The organism is Salipiger sp. ABF4_146, from assembly GCF_056161345.1.
Genome location: NZ_JBSWYX010000013.1, coordinates 21,229 through 39,873, shown reverse-complemented (window position 1 = coordinate 39,873; position 18,645 = coordinate 21,229). Strand labels below are relative to the sequence as shown.

The window sequence follows — 18,645 nt, the reverse complement described above, 5'->3', positions numbered from 1 at the left end:
TCAGCGCTCCCAGAAATAGACGGTTGCGGGTTCGGGCTCCCAGACGCGGGCGGCGTCGATGCCCGGCAGATCGGCAAAGGCGCGGTATTCGCTGGCGAAGGCGACATAGTCGTCGGTCTCGGCCATCACCGCGGGCTTGCAGGCGACCGGATCGCGCACCACGCCAAAGCCGGTCTTGGTGCCGGTGACGAAGGTGAAGAAACCGTCGAGATCCTTGAGCGTGCCCTCCAGCGCCTCGCCCAGCGTAGCGCCCTCGGCGATGCGCGACGAGATATAGGCCGCGCCCACCTCGGTGTCGTTCTCGGTCTTGGTGAAGACGCCCTTCTTGGCAAGACGGCGGCGCATGTCGTTGTGGTTCGACAGAGAGCCATTGTGCACAAGGCATTGGTCGTCGGCGGTGGAGAACGGGTGCGCCCCGAGCGTCGTCACGGCGGACTCCGTCGCCATGCGGGTGTGGCCGATGCCATGGCTGCCGCCCATCTCGCGGATGCCAAAGCGCGCCGCCACGTCTTTGGGCAGCCCGACCTCCTTGAAAATCTCCATGCTCTCGCCCGCGCCCATGACGCGCAGGCCGCGGGCCTCGAGCCAGTCGAGCGCCGCCGCTTCGTGCGCTTTCGGCAGCGTCAGCACGGCGTGGGTGTCGACAACGCGCAGCGTGACCTCGGGGCCGAACGCTTCGGTCAGCGCGTCACCTAGCCCGGCAAAGGCTACATCCGGCGTGTCGCTCTGCACGGTGATCTTCAGACCGCCCGTCTCATCACCGTAGATCGCGATGCCCGCGCTGTCGGGGCCACGGTCGGTCATGGTGATGAGCATGTCGGTCAGCATGTCGCCCAGCTTGGGGCGCAGGTCATCCTTCTTGAGGAAGAGGCCAACGATGCCACACATGTTTTTCTCCGTCAGGTCAGGGGCGCGGCGCGCCCGTCCCCTATTGAGTAGCGAGGCGAAATTTTCTCATCAAGAATATTTATATCCCTGCCGGAAAGTTCTTGCCGCTAGGGCGGCACTGCCCAAAAACTATGCGGAGATCAGCGGGCCTGCGGGTAAGAGATGATCGCGAGATAGCGTATCGGCAGCTGCACCAACTCGCCGGGGCCATGCGGCGCGTCGGCGTCGAAGAACAGCGAGTCGCCCGGTTCGAGCAGATACTCCTGATCGCCGTGGCGATATTTCAGCAGACCTTCGAGCATATAAAGCATCTCCAGCCCTTCGTGCTGGAAGGTCGGGAAGAGGTCGCTCTCGCTGTCGAGCACGATCAGATAGGGCTCGACCACCACGCCCGAGTTGTTCGACCCCAGATGCCCGAGGAGATGATACTGATGCCCGGCGCGGGTGCCCGCGCGCTCGACCTCGACCCCCTGCCCGGATTTGACGTGGATACAGCCGCGCTCTTCCTCGTAGCCCGCGAACAGCTGCACGAGCGGCACACGCAACGCATGCGCCAGCGTCGAGATGGTGTTGAGCGAGGGCGAGATCACCCCGTTCTCGATCTTCGACAGCATGCCCACCGAAAGCCCCGCCTGCGCCGCCAGTTCGGCGCCGGTCATGCGCTGGCGCTTGCGCAGATCGCGCACCTGCCGCCCGATCGCAACCTCGAGGTTCTTCTCGCGCGGGCCGCGTTCGGCGTGGGGGTCTTGGGTGAGTGCCTGATCCTGTCGCTTCACGCGCGCCTCTCCTGTCGATCCTTTGCGGCCTGCAGCATAGGCGCAGCGCCGCGCGGATTGCGACAGGGAATTTTCCTATGAGGAAAATTCGCTGCGCATATCGGTGTCAGCGCCCCTTTCGACACGGGTCATCCACCAGTCGGCGCGGCAGAACGGCCGTCGATCACCTTACGCACCGCCGCGCGCTCCTCAGGCCACGCCCTTGACCCAAGGTGACGCGGCAAGGCGCGAGACCTGCCCTGAAAAATGTCGCGCAGCCAACACATTGCGCCGAAGAGCCCTTTGCCTCGGCCCACGCGCCTCTACATGTTGTCGCGTGACACTCCAATAGCCCGAGGCCGTGATGCGTTTTCCATTCTTCAAAGAAAGAATGCCGTCCGCGGCACTTGCGACGGGCACAGCTTCTGACGCGGAAAGAGACCGGCGCGAGGCCGGGTATCGCGCCCTTTTCGAAATCATCGACGACGGGTTCTGCATCATCCAATTTACCGACGGGCCGGACGGCCCGCTTTCGGATTACGTGCACATCGAGGCGAACTCGGGCTACGAACGCCACACCGGCATTCAGGGGATCGTCGGCAAAACGGTGTTCGACGTTGCCCCGGATGATGGGCGCGAATGGGTGAAAATCTACGGCGAGGTGCTCAAAACCGGCACGCCGATCCGCTTCGAGCGCGAGTTCTCGGAAATTGACCGCTTCATCGAGGTCTCTGCCCGGCGGGTGGAGCCTGCCAGCCTTGGCCGCGTCGCCGTGCTGTTTCGCGACATCACTAACCGCAAGCTCGGCGAGGCGGAGATCCGTGAGAGCGAACAGCGCGCCCGCGCCAATGAAGAGCGGGTCAATCTTGCGCTGGCGGCGGGTGCGATTGTCGGCACATGGGTCTGGGACGTCCCGAAAGACGCCTTCATCGTCGACAAGGCGCTCGCGCTGTCCATGGGCCTGCGCCCCGAGCAGGACCGCGCCGCGCTGACCCTCGATGTGCTGGTCACCAATGTGCACCCAGAGGACAAGGACAGGTTGCTGCGCGAGATCAACGGGGTTCTGGCGGTCGGCGGCGCATACGCACAGCAGTTCCGGGTGCTGCAGGCCGACGGCGAATACCACTGGATCGAAGCCAACGGGCGCGTCGAGCACACTGCCGACGGCCAGCCGAAGAGTTTCTCCGGCGTGCTGATGAACATCGACGCACGCCGCGCCGTCGAAGCCGAACGCGACCGCGCCATCGCCGAACTGTCGCGCCTGAACGAGACGCTGGAACAGCGGGTCACCGAGCAGACCAGCGAATTGATGGCCAAGGAAGAGGCGCTGCGGCAGGCGCACAAGATGGAGGCGGTCGGCCAGCTCACCGGCGGGCTGGCGCATGATTTCAACAACCTTCTGGCGGCCTGCTCTGGCTCGCTGGAGATGATGCAGAAACGGCTGGACGACGGACGCAGCGACGATCTGCAGCGCTACCTCGCCGCCGCCAAGAGCGCGACCGAGCGCGCCGCCCATGTCACCCAGCGCCTGCTGGCCTTCTCGCGCCAGCAATCGCTCGCCCCCAAGCCCACCGATCTGGTGCAGCTGACGCAGGGCATGACCGATCTGGTGCAGCGCACCGTGGGGTCGCACATCGAGGTGTCAAGCACGGTTGCCGAGGGTGTCTGGCCAACCCTCGTCGATCCCAACCAGCTGGAAAACGCGCTGCTGAACCTGTGCATCAACGCGCGCGACGCGATGCCGGACGGCGGGCAACTGCAGGCCCGGATCGAGAACTGCGACCACACCGCCTTGCGGGCAAATGAGGGACAGCTGTCTCCGGGCGATTATGTGGCGATCTCGGTCATCGACACCGGCACCGGCATGTCTCCCGAACAGATCGCACGCGCCTTCGATCCGTTCTTCACCACCAAGCCGATGGGCGAAGGAACCGGGCTGGGGCTGTCCATGGTCTATGGGTTCGCGCAGCAAAGCGGCGGAACCGCCGTGATCCGCTCGCAGCAAGGTGCGGGCACACGGGTGACGCTGTATCTGCCGCGCAGCAGCGCACCGGTCGAGACCGAGGGCGCGCAATCGACCAGCGCTTCTGCCGCCCCAGACCCCACCGGCAAGACCATCCTCGTGGTCGAAGACGAGGTTCTGGTGCGCATGGTGGTGGTCGACGCGCTGCGCGAGCGCGGCTTTTCCGTTCTGGAGGCGGGCTCGGGCGCCGAGGCGTTGGAGCAATTGGACAGGGCCGCGACTGTTGACGTGCTGCTGACCGATGTCGGCCTGCCGCGCGGCATGAACGGGCGGCAGTTGGCGCAGGCGGCGCGGCTGGTGCGACCGGGGCTGAAGATCGTCTTCGTCACCGGCTACGATGAGACCGCCGCGCTAGGAGGCGATCTTCCGGCGGCCGATGTGGATGTGGTGCAGAAACCCTTCGATCTCGACAGGCTGATCGACAAACTGGCCGCGATGGCGCTGGTGTCCGACTGACACGCTTGGCGGACCTCGGGGTCACGACGTGCCACGCCAGCCAGAAGGCGGCTCAGCTGTCGACCCGCGGCGCGCCCTTCTGCAGCTTCTGATCCGAGGGATCAGACCATGTCACGCGCAGGCTGACGGTGGATTTGCCATCTTCGCGGTCGGCCTTGATGCGCACGTTCATCAATCCATCCGGGTTCAGGACCAGTTCGTCTTCCTCATCGCCGAGCGTCATCTCACCCTTGGAAAACCCCTTGGCCAGAGACGTCAGCAGGCTCTTGATCGACTTGGCATCCTGCAACGACTCGTGCCGGAACCGTTTGCTCGACTCTCCCATCGGTGCCCCTTCCCCGATCACACACCCTCAGACCATCCGGTCGGGCGCAAAATGCTTGGCCCGCGGATAGTCCCTGCTCAGACCGATCACATCTCCGGTTGGGAAAATCAAGGTCGCCCCGGCGCCGATGCCCTCCAGCCCTTCAAGCCGCCGCGAGGCACGGTCGAGGGTCACATCGCCCTCCAGATGCAGCAGCCCGCGTTTGGCCAGCAGGCGCTGTCCATCGTGGCTGTTCACATGGCCCTGCACCACCATGTGAATCCCGGCCTTGTGCAGCGCGGTGACGCCGCGATCGGTAAGCTGGCAGTCGGTGGTGCGGTATTTGGTCCGCACGAGGTTGGCCAGAGGCCCGAAGTAGAACCCCAGCGAGGCGCGCTCGGCCCCGGCCTGATACCGGGCGTTGACCGCCGCGATGCCATCGCGCGCCAGCAGCCCGCACATGTCGTCGCACAGCCCGGCATGCACGAACAGCAGCGAGCCGCTGCGCGTCACCACATCCATCGCCTCGTAAAACCACGCATATGCGCCGCCCGGCTCAAAGAACACCTCATGGCATTTCAGGACCGCCGCCAGCGTCTCGCGGTGGCTAAGCCCGGCCCGCGCCAGTTCACGGTCGAACTTGCGCAGCTTGTCCTGCAGCTTGTCGACTTCCTTGGCGATCACTTTGGCGCGCAGTTCAAGGCGGGCGGCCTCGGCAAAGCGCTCGGCCCAGCCCTCACCGGGCAGCAATCGGGCGCGGCAGGCTGCCTCATCGGGCAGCGCGTCCAGATCGGCGGGGGTAACGAAACGCTCCAGAACCTCGCGCAGCGCGGGCAGGATCTTGCGCCCCATGCGCACGAAAAGATGCTCGTTGAGCGCGTTGCGCGGGCCGCGCAGCGCGTCCACCGCCATGCGCATGCGCAGATCGTGGTTCCCGGCGAGAATATGCAGATCGGCACCGATCCCGCGCAGCGCCCCCAGCGTGTCGAGCAGCGCAAGGTTGCTGGGCCCCTTGTCGAAACTGTCGCCCCCCAGAATGATCCGCGCGCTGCGTCCGAAACCGGTGAGCGCGATGCGCCCGCCCGCGCGCCGGATGACCCCGCCCGCGATCAGCGAGCGCAGCAGGCCTTCGGCATCGGCATGCGGGTCGGACACAAAGATCACCGGGCGCTCGGGCCAGCGCCAGCCGCCATGCAGACGGGCGCGCGCCAGACAGGCCGAGATCTGCGGCTGCGCCTCGGCGCCCGGCCATGGTTCGATCTCACGCGGCAGGTCCGAAAGGCAGCGTTCTGGGTCGAAGACAGGCGGCAGAAGATGCGCCGCTTCGCTGATCTGGGAGCTGCTGTACATGGTCCGGCCTCTTGCTGCGGTGCCGGCTCAGTCGATCGGGTCCTCTTTCGGAGCCCTGATCTTCCACGCGCCGGCCAAATGACGCCATCTACCATCGGCATCATGACACAGAAGTAACGGGCGAGCATGAAACATCGAGAGCTGGGCAATCTCTTTTTGTGCCAGCAGACCGAGGTGGTGGCAGGCGTGGCGGAACGAGGCGCCGTGACCGGCGTGAATGGTAAGCTTGCCCGGCACTGCCGTGTTGCGCAGGTGATCCGCCACCCGGCGCCCGGCGTCCATCAGACTTTCCGCGCCCTCTAGCGGCAGACGGTAGGCGCTGTCGGATTTCCATCCCGGCGGCGGCGCGTCGTAGCGCGGATCGACGGCGAGCGCCGCCTCGATCTCGGCCACCGTCAGGTTCGCGGCGCTGCCAAGGCCGCGTTCGGCAAGAGCGGAAGTCTCGGTGATCCCCTCGACGCGGTAACCCCGCGCGGCGAGGTGTTTGCGGATTTCCTCGGCGGTCTGCCACGCCCGCAGCTGTCGCGAGGAATAGAGCACCGGCGCGAGAGACAGGCCGCGCTCGGCAATCATCTCGGCGAGCGCAACCCCGGCGCCGCGCGCCTGTTCCAGCCCTTCTTCGGTGAGCGGATGGGGCTGGCGCGCCGAAGGTGCCCCGACCTGCTGGTGATAGGCGCCGTGCCTTAGGATGGCGACATAGGCGGTCTCAGACATCGAAGAGGCCGCGCCCCTCGGCGGCGAGCGCGTCGAAGTCGATCTTGCCGAAGACCTCGCACACCCGCACCCCGCGCAGCGCTTGCAGATAGGGGGCCGGATCGGGCGCGGCGCCGTTCGGCTCGAAACCTCCGTCGGCGCGCTGGTAGAACGGCCCGGGGCTTTTCATGATCGCGCCCAGCAAATCCGGCCGTTCCGCCAGATCGACCGGCGTCACCTGTGTCGGGGCGGCGCTGTCATGCCGCCAGTTCAGCACCCAGAAATCGGTGAGCGGCGCCTCAAAGCAGACCCGGCCCGGGCCGTAGATCTCGGGGATGATCAGATCGTGTTTCTCTTCCAGATCCCACAGATCCGCCGCCGGCAGCGCCGCCAGTTCGGCGCGGCGCTCTAGGCTCAGCAGGCCGTGCAGCCGGGGGTTGCCGAGGATCGTACCGGGGTTGATGCGCGGCTGCTTGGGGATGCCAAGCGCGCGCGGCGGCTCGCCCGCGCGCACCAGCACCCGGTCATTCGACACGAAGCGCGTGCCGGCGAAATCCATCATGCGCAGGATCGAGGTGGATTTGCCGCCCCCCGACAGCCCGGCGATGGCCAGCGTGCGCCGCGCCCCGGCCACGGCGGCGGCATGGCACAATTGCCAGCCCTCGCGCAGACAGGCGTTGAGCACCTGCGTGTTGATGAAATTGATCACCGTGCTTTCGTTATCGGCCAGCGGACCAAAGGCAACGGCATGGTCGGGAGATTGCAGAAAGGTCACGCCGCTGCGCAGCTTGCGGATCAGCCGCGCGTCCTGCAGATCGACGATGGCATCCTTGCGGCCCGCCTTGCCGGCCTCGCGGGCCCAATCGGTCCATGCTGGCTCTGTGCTCAGGCCCTGCCCCTGCAGCAGATGCACGGCCAGATCGCCGGGCTGCCCGCCGAGCGCCGGGGCGAAATACGACACGAGCGCCGCGCGCAGCGGCCCCTCGGGACAGAACACGCTGACCCGCACCGGCCCGACCGCTAGGTGAAAGGGCGGCGCAGACGCGGCGGGAGTGAGATCGAGCTTTGCCAGAACGTCGCTTGCGGTCTTCATCCCGAAATCTCCTGCAGCACATGGTCGGCGACCAGCGCCGCGGCGTCGATGCCGCAGCCCTTTTGCGCGCCGCTGTAGCCCCCGAAGGCCGACACTTCGAAAACGATCGGCCCCTGCGGCGTCAGCGCGATGTCGACCGTCGTGAAGGTCAGACCGAATGGCGCCTGCGCCTTGCGCCCCAGTTCGATAAGCTCGGGCGTCGGCTGATACGCCGCGTATCTCCCGCCCGAATGGATGGTCGTGTTCCAGCTATCGGTCTGGCTGACCCGCGCGTAGGTGCAGACGTAGTCTCCGTCGAGGAACACCATCCCCAGATCATGGCCGGACAGCTCTGCCTTTTGCTGAATGTACATCACAGGGTTGTCGGCCTTGAAGGCCGCGATCTGCGCCTCGGCGTCGGGCGCGTCCGCCTCGAGCAGCAGCATGCCACGGGCCTTGGTGGAGAACAGCGGCTTGAACACCGCCGCGCCATAGCGCGCCAGCGCGTCCTTGGCGGCGGCGACGTCCTCGGTGATCGTGGTCGGCGGCATCGGCACGCCGGCGTTCGACAGGGTCACCGTGCAGGCCAGCCGGTCCATCAGCCGCAGCACGCTCTGCGCCGGGCTGAAGATGCGCACGCCGCGCGCCTCGGCGACACGCAGCATCTCGAGCCGATCGAGCGCATCGGGACTGTAGGTCTCGGCCACCTTCTTGAGGATCATCCCGTCAAGCGACGCCAGATCGGTGCCATCCGCCATCAGCGTGCCTGCCTCAAGGTCCAGCGTCACGTGGGCCATGTCGACAACCTGCCGGTGGCCCGTGCGCGCCTCCAGCGCGTCGGCCAGCGCCTCGGTCGACCATTTTCCGGGGGTGCCGATGACGGCGATTTTCTTAGTCACGGAACAGCATCCTCATGGGAAGTTTGAAACGCGCCTCTTTGCCCTCCGGCACACGCAGCGCGGCTTCCAGTATGTAGCGGGCGCGCAGCATCATGCGCTTGGCGTGGTCACGATCGGTGACGAAGCGCGTGGAACTGGCAAAAGAGCGTGCGAGGCCCAACGCCACGCGGTATTCGAACGTCGGGTCCTTCTGCCGCTTGGCGAATTTTGCCGCCATGTCATGCATCCCCACCGCCACCGAGGCGAGGCGCCCGCGGGTGCCCGGATCGAGCACCTGCAGCCGGTAGTTGGACACCATGAACACCGACACGTCCTGCGCGTAATCCATATAGCGCGAGCGGTGCAGATCGATCAGGCGGATCTTCCGCTCGGCTGCGTCGTAGATGATGTTGTCGAGGTTGAAATCGCCGTGGATGTAAACCGAGAACGGCGCTTCGAGCTTGCATTCGCGCTGCGCAGCGGCGGCGATCAGCTCATCGAGACTGTCGAGTTTCAGCCCCTGCACGCGCTGCGCGGGCTGGGCGAACCGCGGATGCAGCCGATAGACGTCGGCCATCCGCTTGCCCAACTGCTCCATCGCCTTCATCTCTGCGGGCTCGTCGCTACGTGTCTGACGCCAGATGTCCCGCACCGTGCGATGCAGCGCCTTCTGCGCCTCGGCCAGCCGCGCCTCCGAGCCCCCTAGCACGATATCTTCGAAGGTCTCGCCTTGCAGATGCTCGATCAGCAGCGCCGCCGAGCCGCCGCGTTTTTCGTATGAGAGGATCTCGGGCGCGACGCCGGGGTACACCGCATTCCAGCTTTTCACACCGCCCCGCTCTTCCTTCACCTTGCGCCGGTCGCCATCCTTGAACACCGCGTCGACGGTCTTGCCCGCGCCATCACGCATGCGCACGCTGGAGATGGCGCTGCCCGAGCGCGTCTCGGCCAGCGGGCGCATCTCGATGTCCTTTTCCGAACCGATCCCCGCCAGCACGCTGCGCAGGGTAAAGTAACGCTCGAACTGCACGTTCTGGCCGATATTGCTCGACAGCAGCGCCTCGCTGATCGCCCGCAGCGCCTCGCCACTGCGGCACACCTCGTTCAAAGCGAGCAGGGCCTGCGCCAGATCCTCGGGGTGTTTCGCGCCGCTCATCTCGCCCGTGTACGCGGCGAAAAGCTCGTCGCGCAGCCGGTCGAGCGCGGCACTGTCCTGCCCGATCGCCACGGCCAGCTTGCTGTCGCGTAAGTGCAACGCAGTCGAGATCCGCGCGACCGCCTTGCGCAAGGATCCCAGCGGCGCAACATAGGCGTGCGCCCGCAAGGCCTTGCGCCTTTGCATCTGCTCTGCGTGCTGGACACCGCGCCGGGCAAGGCGAGACATGAGATCAAGGTTGCGGGCGATCGTATCGATCCCCTCCAGATGCAGCTGCCGCGCCCGACCAAGCTTGCCTTGGGTCATCCCGGCCAGACAGGCCTTGCGCAGACGCGAGGACAGGTTGTGCGCATAGCCCGCCCGCTGGATCAGCTTCTGCGCGGCCTCCGGTTCGGGGGCCTCGAAATAAGCGATCAACTGCGCCAGTTGCCCGTCGATCTCGGCCAGCAGAAAGGCAAAATTCTCTTCGACGGCGTCAGGGAGCTTCACAGCGCAGCCTTCCGAGGTAGACGGGGGCATCGCTCTGCGTCAGTGCCAGATCGTAGCGCGGCAGGAACCCAGCGGCGTCGGCCCGCAGATCGGCCCAGATCGTGTCCTCCTGACGCTTGTCCGGCCGGGTCCCGAGCCGCGGCTCATAGCCCTCTGGCACCGTGCAATCGAACAAGCTCTCAAGCAGCAACCGGGTCTTTCCCCCGCCGGTGCGTACCACATCCGCCACATGCAGCAGCGCGCCGACCTCGGGCCGGACGCCGATCTCTTCGAGACATTCTCGCTGCAGGCATTCGACAAGACTCTCACCGGGCTCCTGCCGCCCGCCCGGCAAGGTCAGGTAGGTCTGGCCCGACGCAGCACGCTTGACCTGTACCAGCACCCGCGGTCCCTTGCGGATCACCGCGCGCGCGGCAGAGCGGATATCGTTCTCGTCCAACATGGCGAAGCTATGCGCGGACCCCGTGCGAATTTCAAATCCATATTGAGCCGCTGATCGCTGAGAGCGAAGACATTTTTATGACGCCATTCTGTGACGCCCTGTCGGCAGGATCGCTCCCAGCGGCGCGGTCGCGTGGTCCGCCGGCCCGAGCGCAAGGTGATAAGCCGCGCGCGGCGTCACGCCCGGCTTGTCACCGCGCCGGACGTGCGGAGCGTCACCGCCAGCCGAGCGCCGGCGCGACATGCGTGAGGATGCTCTCGATCACATGGGCGTTGTAGTCGACGCCCAGCGAGTTCGGCACTGTCAGCAGCAGCGTGTCCGCCTCGGCGATCGCCTCATCCGTCTTAAGCTGATCGATCAGCCGGTCCGGCTCATCCGCGTAGGAGCGTCCGAAGATCGAGCGCTGCTGCTCGATAAAGCCAACGGAGTCGTCGCCCTTGCCGCCATCGCCAAAGTACATCCGGTCCTGATCGTTCATCAGCGCAAAGATCGACCGGCTTACCGACACCCGCGGCTTGCGGGAATGACCGGCCGCTTTCCACGCTTCGCGATAGGCGCGGATCTGTTTGGCCTGCTGGATATGGAACGGCTCTCCGGTCTCATCATCCTTCAACGTCGAGCTTTGCAGGTTCATCCCAAGCATCGCCGCCCATTCCGCAGTCCGGTTGGACCCGGCGCCCCACCAGATGCGGTCCTTGAGCCCTTCGGAGAACGGCTCGAGCCGCAACTTGCCCGGCGGGTTGGGGAACATCGGGCGCGGGTTGGGCTCGGCAAATCCCTGCCCCTCGAGCATCTGCAGGAACACCTGCGCATGACGACGCCCGAGATCGGCATCGCTCTCTCCCTCATCCGGCGCGTAGCCAAAGTAGCGCCAGCCGTCGATCACCTGCTCGGGGCTGCCGCGGCTGATGCCGAGTTGCAGGCGGCCTTCGCTGATCAGGTCGGCGGCGCCGGCGTCCTCGGCCATGTAGAGCGGGTTCTCGTAGCGCATGTCGATGACGCCGGTGCCAATCTCGATCTTCGAGGTGCGCGCGCCTACGGCGGCGAGCAGCGGGAACGGGCTGGCGTGCTGACGGGCGAAGTGGTGCACCCGGTAGTAAGCGCCATCGAGACCCAGTTCCTCGGCGGCCACGGCGAGGTCGATGGCTTGCAGCAGCGCATCGGAGGCAGTGCGCGTCGCCGAGCCGCGTTGCGGCGACCAGTGGCCGAAGGAGAGGAAACCGATATTCTTCATGACGTAGCTCCTCGGGCTGCGGTCGCGAAGCGAAGGCTTCGGCGCCGATCCCGTTCGGGGCATAGCTAGTCACTCTGCCCCCGGCCCCGCAAGTGGGGCCGCGCGCGCTCTGGCCATTGCGCGCGGCTTGGCTGTCACGCTGCGGCGCGCCTGCCCGGCCCGCGCGCGCAACCTTTGGCCGACGCGGAAGTCAATCGCGCCACCGGATCGCGGATACCAGCCCGCGGCGCTCAGATGCGTCCTGGGGCCATATGCGTCAGGCGCCACATGAAATCGGGCGGCACGCAGTGCGCACCGCCCGGCACCATCACATCCCGACAGGCGGGCTCAGGCGAACACCGCGTCGCTCGGCGTGAACTGCAGCGCGTCGATGCGCAGCGGCTCACTGCCTCGATCGCCGGTGCCCACAAAGATGATCTCGTCACCCGCTTCGAGATCGACACCTTCGATCACCCGCTCGGTGAGGGACTTCTTGTTCGCCCAGGCGCTGCCCAGATCGGCATCCCAATGCCACGCATCGATCCGCTCTTCGTTGATGTACACCTCGAGGTAGGACTCGCCATCGGTCTCATCAAAATGCTCGACGCGAAGGTCGTAGGTTCCGTCCTCGCCGTCGAACGTGGTCCGCGCTTTACCCTCATCGAACGACCGGATCACCTTTCTGCCTGAGGCATCACCAAGCCGCGCCACATCGAAACCGCCCTCAAGCTCGAAGTCCTCGGCTTCGATGGTGAACGCCTCCAACGGTTGCGCAGCCTGCACGTCTTCCTGGTCCGAGCTGTCGTCTGCCGAATATGCGACGGTGTCGCTGTCGGGCGCGTCGGACGCAGGGTCTTCATCAGGCCCATCGTCAGGATCTGAAGCCTCGTCCGTATCGGCGTAGATGCTTGGCGCCCGGTCCGCGTCCTGCAGAAGCGCGTTGATGTAGTCTTCGATGTTCGAGACGCCGTTCCCGTCCGCATCAGCGTGCGCGTCTGCCTTGCGGTCATCCGAGCCGATCCAATCCTCGTGAATGTCGGGAATGCCGTCGTCATCACTGTCCCTGAGCGCCGAAGAACTGCCCCGGTCCAGATAGCCCCCGACGTCGCCGGGCGCGTCGATGAGCTTGCCGGTGTCGTTCTTCACCGTGTCGACGATGCGCTGGTCGATCTTGCTGCGCTCGCCGTTGATGATCACCCCGCTGTGCGCCAGCACCCAGTCCACGACCTCATCGGTTGGGAGAACCTCGCGTGTCGCCGGATCGAAGACGTGGCCGCTCCGGATCCGGCCCGTGGCATTGCCGCCGATCTCCGAGACATTGTCCGCGACGAAGAACCGGTTATCCCCGTCGCCGCCGTTGAGCCGGATCGCCGCGCGCCCGTTGGAGTCGTCACCGGTCATCATGACGTTGCCTATGGCGTGCAGGCTGCCGCCGTAAACCTCGAGCCCCTGATCGCCGTAGTTGTAAACGACGTTGTTTATGAACTCGATGCCCTCGGACGCATCCTTGACGATTGCGTTGCGCTGGTGGTTGCTGGAGAACAGATTGCCGATGATGCTGATGTTGGTGCTGCCATTGCCGATCAGCATGCCCATGCTGTGCTCGCCCTTAGAATGGATCGAGTCCATAAGCCCTTCGGCGATGATGTTATTGGACCACGTGACATTGCTGGGCTTGCTCCATGTCGCCGTGTTCTCATCGATCGCCCACGAGATGGAGTTGCTGTCGATGATCACGTTCTCGACGACGTTGCCGCGCTTGCCGACGGAAATACCGTCGCGGTTGTCCGGGTCATGCCCGTCGTCCGAGTCCCCCGGCCGCACATTCAGCCCGCGAATGATCACGTTGCTTTCGACCACGCGCAGCCGCGCGCCGGTGATCGTGATCCCACCAGGAGCGGTCTGGCCCGCCAGTGTGACATCTCCGTTAATTTGAATCTCATCGGTGAGGTCGATTTGTCCACCGACCGCAAACACCACGATACGCGGCCCATCGAGGTCTTCGAGCGCCCAGCGTAGCGACCCCTCCCCAGAGTCCCTCAGGTTTGTCACTTTAACAACGTCACCACCACGGCCACCCGTCGTCTCCGCTCCGAAGCCTTGCGCGCCCTCGAAGGCCAGAGCTCTTCCATTTTCCATGCCCATTTGAAACTTTTTCCTGAAATTCAGCTTTGAGTTGCAAGTCTTTGGTCGATCGTGAAAAGATCGGACACCCCATCCGCCCCAAGCAGCCATTCGATGGAAAGCGTTGCCCAAAACGCTGGGAGAGTTACCGCCGACGCACTGCGGGCGGATCTGCGCTCAAATTTACGTTGTGAAAGCGGGTGGGCCGGTAGTTTCCACTCATGGGGCGCAAAGGTACGCCTAAGATCAACCTAAAGGTTATCCTGCATTCTTGAGAAACAATTGAGCTTCAACGGGATATGTACGAAAACGTTAAGTGCCCCCTTGAAACGCATGGGCGGGCGTTCGCCGAAAAGGTCTCGGCGAGATACCGCAAGGGGCGCGCTTAAATTTCAGGCAAACGCCAAGACTTCGGGCTATCGCGACTTCAGTAGGAAAGCTGGCCCGGTTTTTGGCCTCAAACTTGGGCAGCCGGCCGCAGCAGGTTCGGCGGGACGGCGAGGACCGGCATATTTAATTCGCCCTCCCCTCCGCACGTGACCTGCGGTTACCGGCATGTCTCAGCCACACCGCGCCGACCAATAGCAGGACGCCGCCCAACGCCGCGCATCGAGATGCGATCGCGGCGTTCGCCAGCCACGCGAAATGATCGAGCAGCAGACCGGCGACCGTTAGTCAGGGTCAGTCCGGCGAGGATCGCGACCAGCGTGGGTCCGACGCCGAGCAGCGGAAGCGCCGTCGCGACAATGAGCACATGGATCGGCCCGCTCGCCGAGGGAGCCGATGTCATCATGCGCTTCGACGCTGTCGCAGGTTCAACGTTGCTGAGCCGCAAGCTGTCAGATCAGACGTTGCGCCTCAGCCACGCGCACCGTTGAGAAAGTCCAGCGCGTCGTAGTTGGCCATGACATAGGCACAGGCCTCGGAGAAATCTGCATCGATCGCGGTGCGTGCAGCTTCGGCGGCGCTTTTCTCAAAAGTGTCCAGACCAAGCGTGGCGGTATCGAGCGCCACGGCGCGCGTGGTCAGATGGCTCTGCCGGTCGACCACAAGAAAGCGCAGCTGATCGCTGGCTTTGAGCCGGTCATAGCTGGCATTCGGGAAATCACCGGGATCGATGAACTGTTCCTGAATGAACCCCTGCGCGCCCTCGGGCATCACCTGCCAGATCCAGTACCCCACGGGACCATGCGGCGTGGGCACCATCGCCGCGACCAGCCCCACCGACAGTTTGCGCGCCGGATCGCTGACAGCCTCGGCAAGATCCGTGTCACAGACACAAAGGATCACCGTCTCGAGACCCTTTTCGGTCACCGTCTCGTGGAAGGCGACCATGTTCGGCAGCGGCGCCTCCTCATCGTCGGCCGCCACATCCTCGCCCTCAAGCTCCGTCATGATCTCGGCGACGATCCCGGTCTTGGAGAGCGCGCCGCTGTCGATCTCCTCGCGCAGCACCGGCCCCATCGCGATGATCCCGTCGCGCGCCAACCCGGCGTGCACATCGACATCCGCCGACGACGTCCTCGACACGCCGAGAAAGCGCGCATTGAAGACCGGCTCGCCCGCCTCTCCATCCGGGCCACGAAAGACCCCCAACATGATGATGTTATAGTCGTTCTCGAGCGCAAAGCTGACGTCCTCGGCGCCGTTCACCAAGTGCAGGACATTCTCCGAGAGAGCCTCCTCATAGTTCGCCCCTGCGGGCGTGGATTTACCCTTGAGCTGGCTCCAGCTGTCGAAGCCAAGCAGCGCGCCGATCGTTTTGACCATCACCTCAGCGCGCGGCGTGCCGAAAATCTTCTCCCGCGCGCCGAAGGATGTCTTGGGATAGACGAAGGACGCGTAATCGGTCTCGCCAAAGACGTGAACGATGAGGGCGTTTTCAAGATCAGACATAGGAAGGTGGCTCGCTTTCAGGCAGGTCGGCGGAGCGCCGGACCCTAGCGCTTGCACACTTGAGTGCAACAGCTTTGGGCTGATCCAAAGGCCGTCGCGACCCAGTGGCGCCTGTTCTACCGATCCTACGCCGCTTACGCCTGAGCCCGCCCGCTGGACCTTTCACGGTTTGGGTCCGCTTCAGGTTCTCATTTTGCGCAGCCTGCGCCTCAAGAGCTAAGGCCGGAACATCGCTTATGACATCAAGAAAACCGCTGCGCATCTCGGCTTGATCGCCCGCTCGGGGACCTCGCCCGGTGCTCATGAGATTGCCCTGCGCTCACCGGGCTCCCGAAACTGGCCGAGACATTTACGGCAAGAGTACCTGATGGTTCGGCCAGAGATGCCGCGAAACCTCGGGGCGAAGGCGAGTTCGCTTGTGCGCTGGCCTATGGGGAAACGGCCGCCTTGATTACGCTGAGCAAATGGTGACGATGATACACGTAAAGGGTGTGGGCGACTCGGCTTCGGCCCTGCCCAAGATATTAAAAGAGCGATTTTTACACAATTCTAGACGCAGAAAGGCCGTCCCATGGCACGCCATTTCGCCTCTGTCCTGCTCTCCACCACATTGCTCGCGACGCCACTTTTGGCGCAGGTGAACACCGACGCCGGCACCATCACGCCTGAGAAGATCGAGCGCTTTTTCAACCAGCCGGGCTATTCGCCCTATGCCGGGCGCAGCTTCCCGACCCGCCCGCTCTGGGGCGAGCAGCACCTGCACACCTCCTGGTCGCCGGACGCCTTCGCGGGCGGTACGCGAGTCGGGCCGGACGACGCGCTGCGCTATGCTGAGGGCGAGGAGATCACCTCGAGTACCGGCCAGCAGGTCAGGCTGTCGCGCCCCTACGACTGGATGGTCGTCGCCGACCACTCGGACGCGCTCGGGATCGTGGCCAGCATATACGAGGGGGATCCTGCACTGCTCGCAGATCCTGTCCTCAAGCGCTGGCACGACGGCATGCAGCAGGGCGGCGAGGCGGCCACCGCGGTGGTGATGGAGATGATCACCGCGCAGGGCGAGGGCAAAGTCCCTGAAGCTATGACCGACCCCGAGACCCAGATGGACATGTGGACGAACATGACGAGCATCGTGGAGCGCCACAACAAGCCCGGCCAGTTCACCGCGCTCATCGGCTACGAGTGGACGTCAAACTACGGGGGCGGCAACAACCTACACCGCAACGTTATCTACCGCGACGACAAGTATTTCGCCGACCAGGTGCGGCCGCTGACCACCTTTGACACCGAGCAACCCCGCGAGCTCTGGGACTGGATGCAGGCCTATGAGGACAAGACCGGCGGCCGTCTGCTGGCCATCCCGCACAACGGCAACCTGTCGAACGGGCTGATGTTCGCCACGGAAACCCCGGACGGCAATCCAATCGACGCCGAATGGGCCGAAGAGCGCGCCCGCTGGGAGCCGCTCTACGAGGTCACTCAGAGCAAGGGCACCTCGGAACAGCACCCCTCGCTTGCGCCATCGGACGAATTCGCCAACTTCGAGCTCTGGGACAAGGGCAACCTCAACGTGGTGCCGAAAGAGCCCGGCATGATCGAATATGAATACGCGCGCGAGGCGCTGAAACGCGGCCTGCTGCTCGAGGACGAATTCGGCACCAACCCGTTCAAGTTCGGCCTTGTCGGCTCCACCGACGATCACACGGGTATTTCCTCGACTGAGGAAAACAACTACTGGGGCAAGTTCCCGTCGAGCGAGCCGGGTCCTGAGCGGTCCACCGGAAATGCCTTCGACTTCGACGGTCGGACTGTGAAGGATTGGCAGCTCGGCGCGTCGGGCCTGACCGCGGTCTGGGCGCGCGAGAACACCCGCGCCGCGATCTGGGACGCGATGAAGCGCAAGGAGGTCTACGGCACCACCGGCACGCGCATCGGGCTGCGCTTCTTCGGCGGCTGGGAGTTCGAGGAGGCCGACGCTCTGGGCCGGACCCCGGGCACCATCGGCTACGGCAAGGGCGTGCCCATGGGCGCCGACCTGATGCCCGCCCCCGAGGGGGCCGAGGCGCCGAACTTCCTCGTCGCGGCGCTGAAGGATCCCTTCTCGGGCAACCTCGATCGCATCCAGATCATCAAGGGCTGGGTCGACGCGGACGGCGCGATGCAGGAGAAGATCTTCGACGTGGTCTGGTCCGGTGACCGCGCGCCCGGCGAGGACGGCAAGCTGCCTCCGGTCGGCAACACGGTGGACGTGGAAAACGCCACCTTCACCAACACCATCGGCGCGCCCGAGTTGATCACCGTCTGGACCGATCCCGAGTTCGACCCGGCGCTCGACGCCTTCTACTACGCCCGCGTGCTGGAGATCCCGACGCCGCGCTGGACGGCCTATGACGCCGCCTACTTCGAGGAGTCGGACTTCCCCGAAGATACGGTGATGGAGGTGATCGAACGCGCCTATTCCTCGCCGATCTGGTACTCTGCGGGCGAGTGACCATGAGCGGGTTTGGAACCGATGTGCCCCTCGACCGCCCGTTTGACGAGGCGGTCGAGGTGGTGACCGCGGCGCTGGCCGCCGAGGGCTTTGGGGTGATCTCGCGGATCGATCTCGACAAGGCCTTCGCCGAAAAACTCGGCACCGAGTTTCGCCGCTACACCATCCTCGGGGCCTGCAACCCGGGGCTGGCGCATCGGGCGGTGACCGCGCGGCCCGACGTGGGGCTGCTGCTGCCCTGCAACGTCACCGTCGAAGAGGCCCCCGGCGGCGTGCTGGTGCGGCTGGTGGACGCCGGGCAGATGATGGCCATGGGCGATCTCGGCGACGTGCCCGAGATCGCCGATCTGGCGCAGGACGCGGGCGCCCGGCTGGACCGGGTCGCGACGGCGCTGCACGGCGGCTGACGGAGGAA

The 18,645-nt window shown here is 65.1% G+C and carries 15 protein-coding genes; 3 read left to right on the top strand and 12 right to left on the bottom strand.

What is annotated here, in order from left to right; all coding sequences use genetic code 11:
* Positions 1 to 888, bottom strand: coding sequence for a class II glutamine amidotransferase (locus ACXAJT_RS18400; RefSeq protein ID WP_475237505.1), 888 nt, complete (start codon positions 886 to 888; stop codon positions 1 to 3).
* 140 nt (positions 889 to 1,028) lie between these two features.
* Entirely contained in the window at positions 1,029 to 1,664 is a 636-nt protein-coding gene (locus tag ACXAJT_RS18395) for a helix-turn-helix domain-containing protein (protein ID WP_475237504.1), read from the bottom strand.
* A gap of 370 nt (positions 1,665 to 2,034) precedes the next feature.
* Between ACXAJT_RS18395 and ACXAJT_RS18390 the strand changes: the two genes are divergently transcribed.
* Complete coding sequence (locus tag ACXAJT_RS18390; protein WP_475237503.1) at positions 2,035 to 4,122, top strand: ATP-binding protein; 2,088 nt, start codon at positions 2,035 to 2,037, stop codon at positions 4,120 to 4,122.
* A 52-nt stretch (positions 4,123 to 4,174) separates the two neighbouring features.
* Here the strand turns inward: ACXAJT_RS18390 and ACXAJT_RS18385 are convergent, their stop codons facing one another.
* From ACXAJT_RS18385 to ACXAJT_RS18340, 10 genes are all read right to left on the bottom strand, one after another.
* A complete protein-coding gene (locus ACXAJT_RS18385; RefSeq protein ID WP_475237502.1) occupies positions 4,175 to 4,447 on the bottom strand; it encodes an amphi-Trp domain-containing protein in 273 nt (90 codons plus the stop codon).
* Positions 4,448 to 4,474: 27 nt separating this feature from the next.
* The gene (locus ACXAJT_RS18380; RefSeq protein ID WP_475237501.1) at positions 4,475 to 5,776 is read right to left on the bottom strand and encodes a metallophosphoesterase family protein; all 1,302 of its coding nucleotides are present in this window, start codon (positions 5,774 to 5,776) and stop codon (positions 4,475 to 4,477) included.
* 27 nt (positions 5,777 to 5,803) lie between these two features.
* Positions 5,804 to 6,490, bottom strand: coding sequence for a histidine phosphatase family protein (locus tag ACXAJT_RS18375; protein WP_475237500.1), 687 nt, complete (start codon positions 6,488 to 6,490; stop codon positions 5,804 to 5,806).
* Complete coding sequence (locus ACXAJT_RS18370; protein ID WP_475237499.1) at positions 6,483 to 7,562, bottom strand: HprK-related kinase B; 1,080 nt, start codon at positions 7,560 to 7,562, stop codon at positions 6,483 to 6,485. Before ACXAJT_RS18370 ends, ACXAJT_RS18375 begins: the two co-directional genes overlap by 8 nt.
* On the bottom strand, positions 7,559 to 8,440 hold the full coding sequence (locus tag ACXAJT_RS18365; protein ID WP_475237498.1) for a GAK system ATP-grasp enzyme: 882 nt from the start codon (positions 8,438 to 8,440) through the stop codon (positions 7,559 to 7,561). Before ACXAJT_RS18365 ends, ACXAJT_RS18370 begins: the two co-directional genes overlap by 4 nt.
* Positions 8,433 to 10,064, bottom strand: a complete 1,632-nt coding sequence (locus tag ACXAJT_RS18360; RefSeq protein ID WP_475237497.1) for an aminoglycoside phosphotransferase family protein — start codon at positions 10,062 to 10,064, stop codon at positions 8,433 to 8,435. Before ACXAJT_RS18360 ends, ACXAJT_RS18365 begins: the two co-directional genes overlap by 8 nt.
* Positions 10,051 to 10,506: an NUDIX domain-containing protein gene (locus ACXAJT_RS18355; RefSeq protein WP_475237496.1), complete on the bottom strand. Its 456-nt coding sequence runs from the start codon at positions 10,504 to 10,506 to the stop codon at positions 10,051 to 10,053. The genes ACXAJT_RS18360 and ACXAJT_RS18355 overlap by 14 nt, the downstream gene beginning before the upstream one ends.
* A gap of 214 nt (positions 10,507 to 10,720) precedes the next feature.
* Positions 10,721 to 11,740, bottom strand: coding sequence for an LLM class flavin-dependent oxidoreductase (locus ACXAJT_RS18350; RefSeq protein ID WP_475237495.1), 1,020 nt, complete (start codon positions 11,738 to 11,740; stop codon positions 10,721 to 10,723).
* A 327-nt stretch (positions 11,741 to 12,067) separates the two neighbouring features.
* Positions 12,068 to 13,771: a hypothetical protein gene (locus ACXAJT_RS18345; protein WP_475237494.1), complete on the bottom strand. Its 1,704-nt coding sequence runs from the start codon at positions 13,769 to 13,771 to the stop codon at positions 12,068 to 12,070.
* Between the two features lie 930 nt (positions 13,772 to 14,701).
* Positions 14,702 to 15,739, bottom strand: coding sequence for a hypothetical protein (locus ACXAJT_RS18340; RefSeq protein WP_475237493.1), 1,038 nt, complete (start codon positions 15,737 to 15,739; stop codon positions 14,702 to 14,704).
* Between the two features lie 571 nt (positions 15,740 to 16,310).
* Between ACXAJT_RS18340 and ACXAJT_RS18335 the strand changes: the two genes are divergently transcribed.
* Both ACXAJT_RS18335 and ACXAJT_RS18330 read left to right on the top strand, forming a co-directional pair.
* The gene (locus ACXAJT_RS18335) at positions 16,311 to 18,230 is read left to right on the top strand and encodes a DUF3604 domain-containing protein (protein WP_475237492.1); all 1,920 of its coding nucleotides are present in this window, start codon (positions 16,311 to 16,313) and stop codon (positions 18,228 to 18,230) included.
* Between the two features lie 2 nt (positions 18,231 to 18,232).
* Positions 18,233 to 18,637 carry a DUF302 domain-containing protein gene (locus ACXAJT_RS18330; RefSeq protein WP_475237491.1) on the top strand — a complete coding sequence of 135 codons (405 nt, stop codon included), beginning with the start codon at positions 18,233 to 18,235 and terminating at the stop codon, positions 18,635 to 18,637.
* The last annotated feature ends 8 nt before the right edge of the window (positions 18,638 to 18,645 follow it).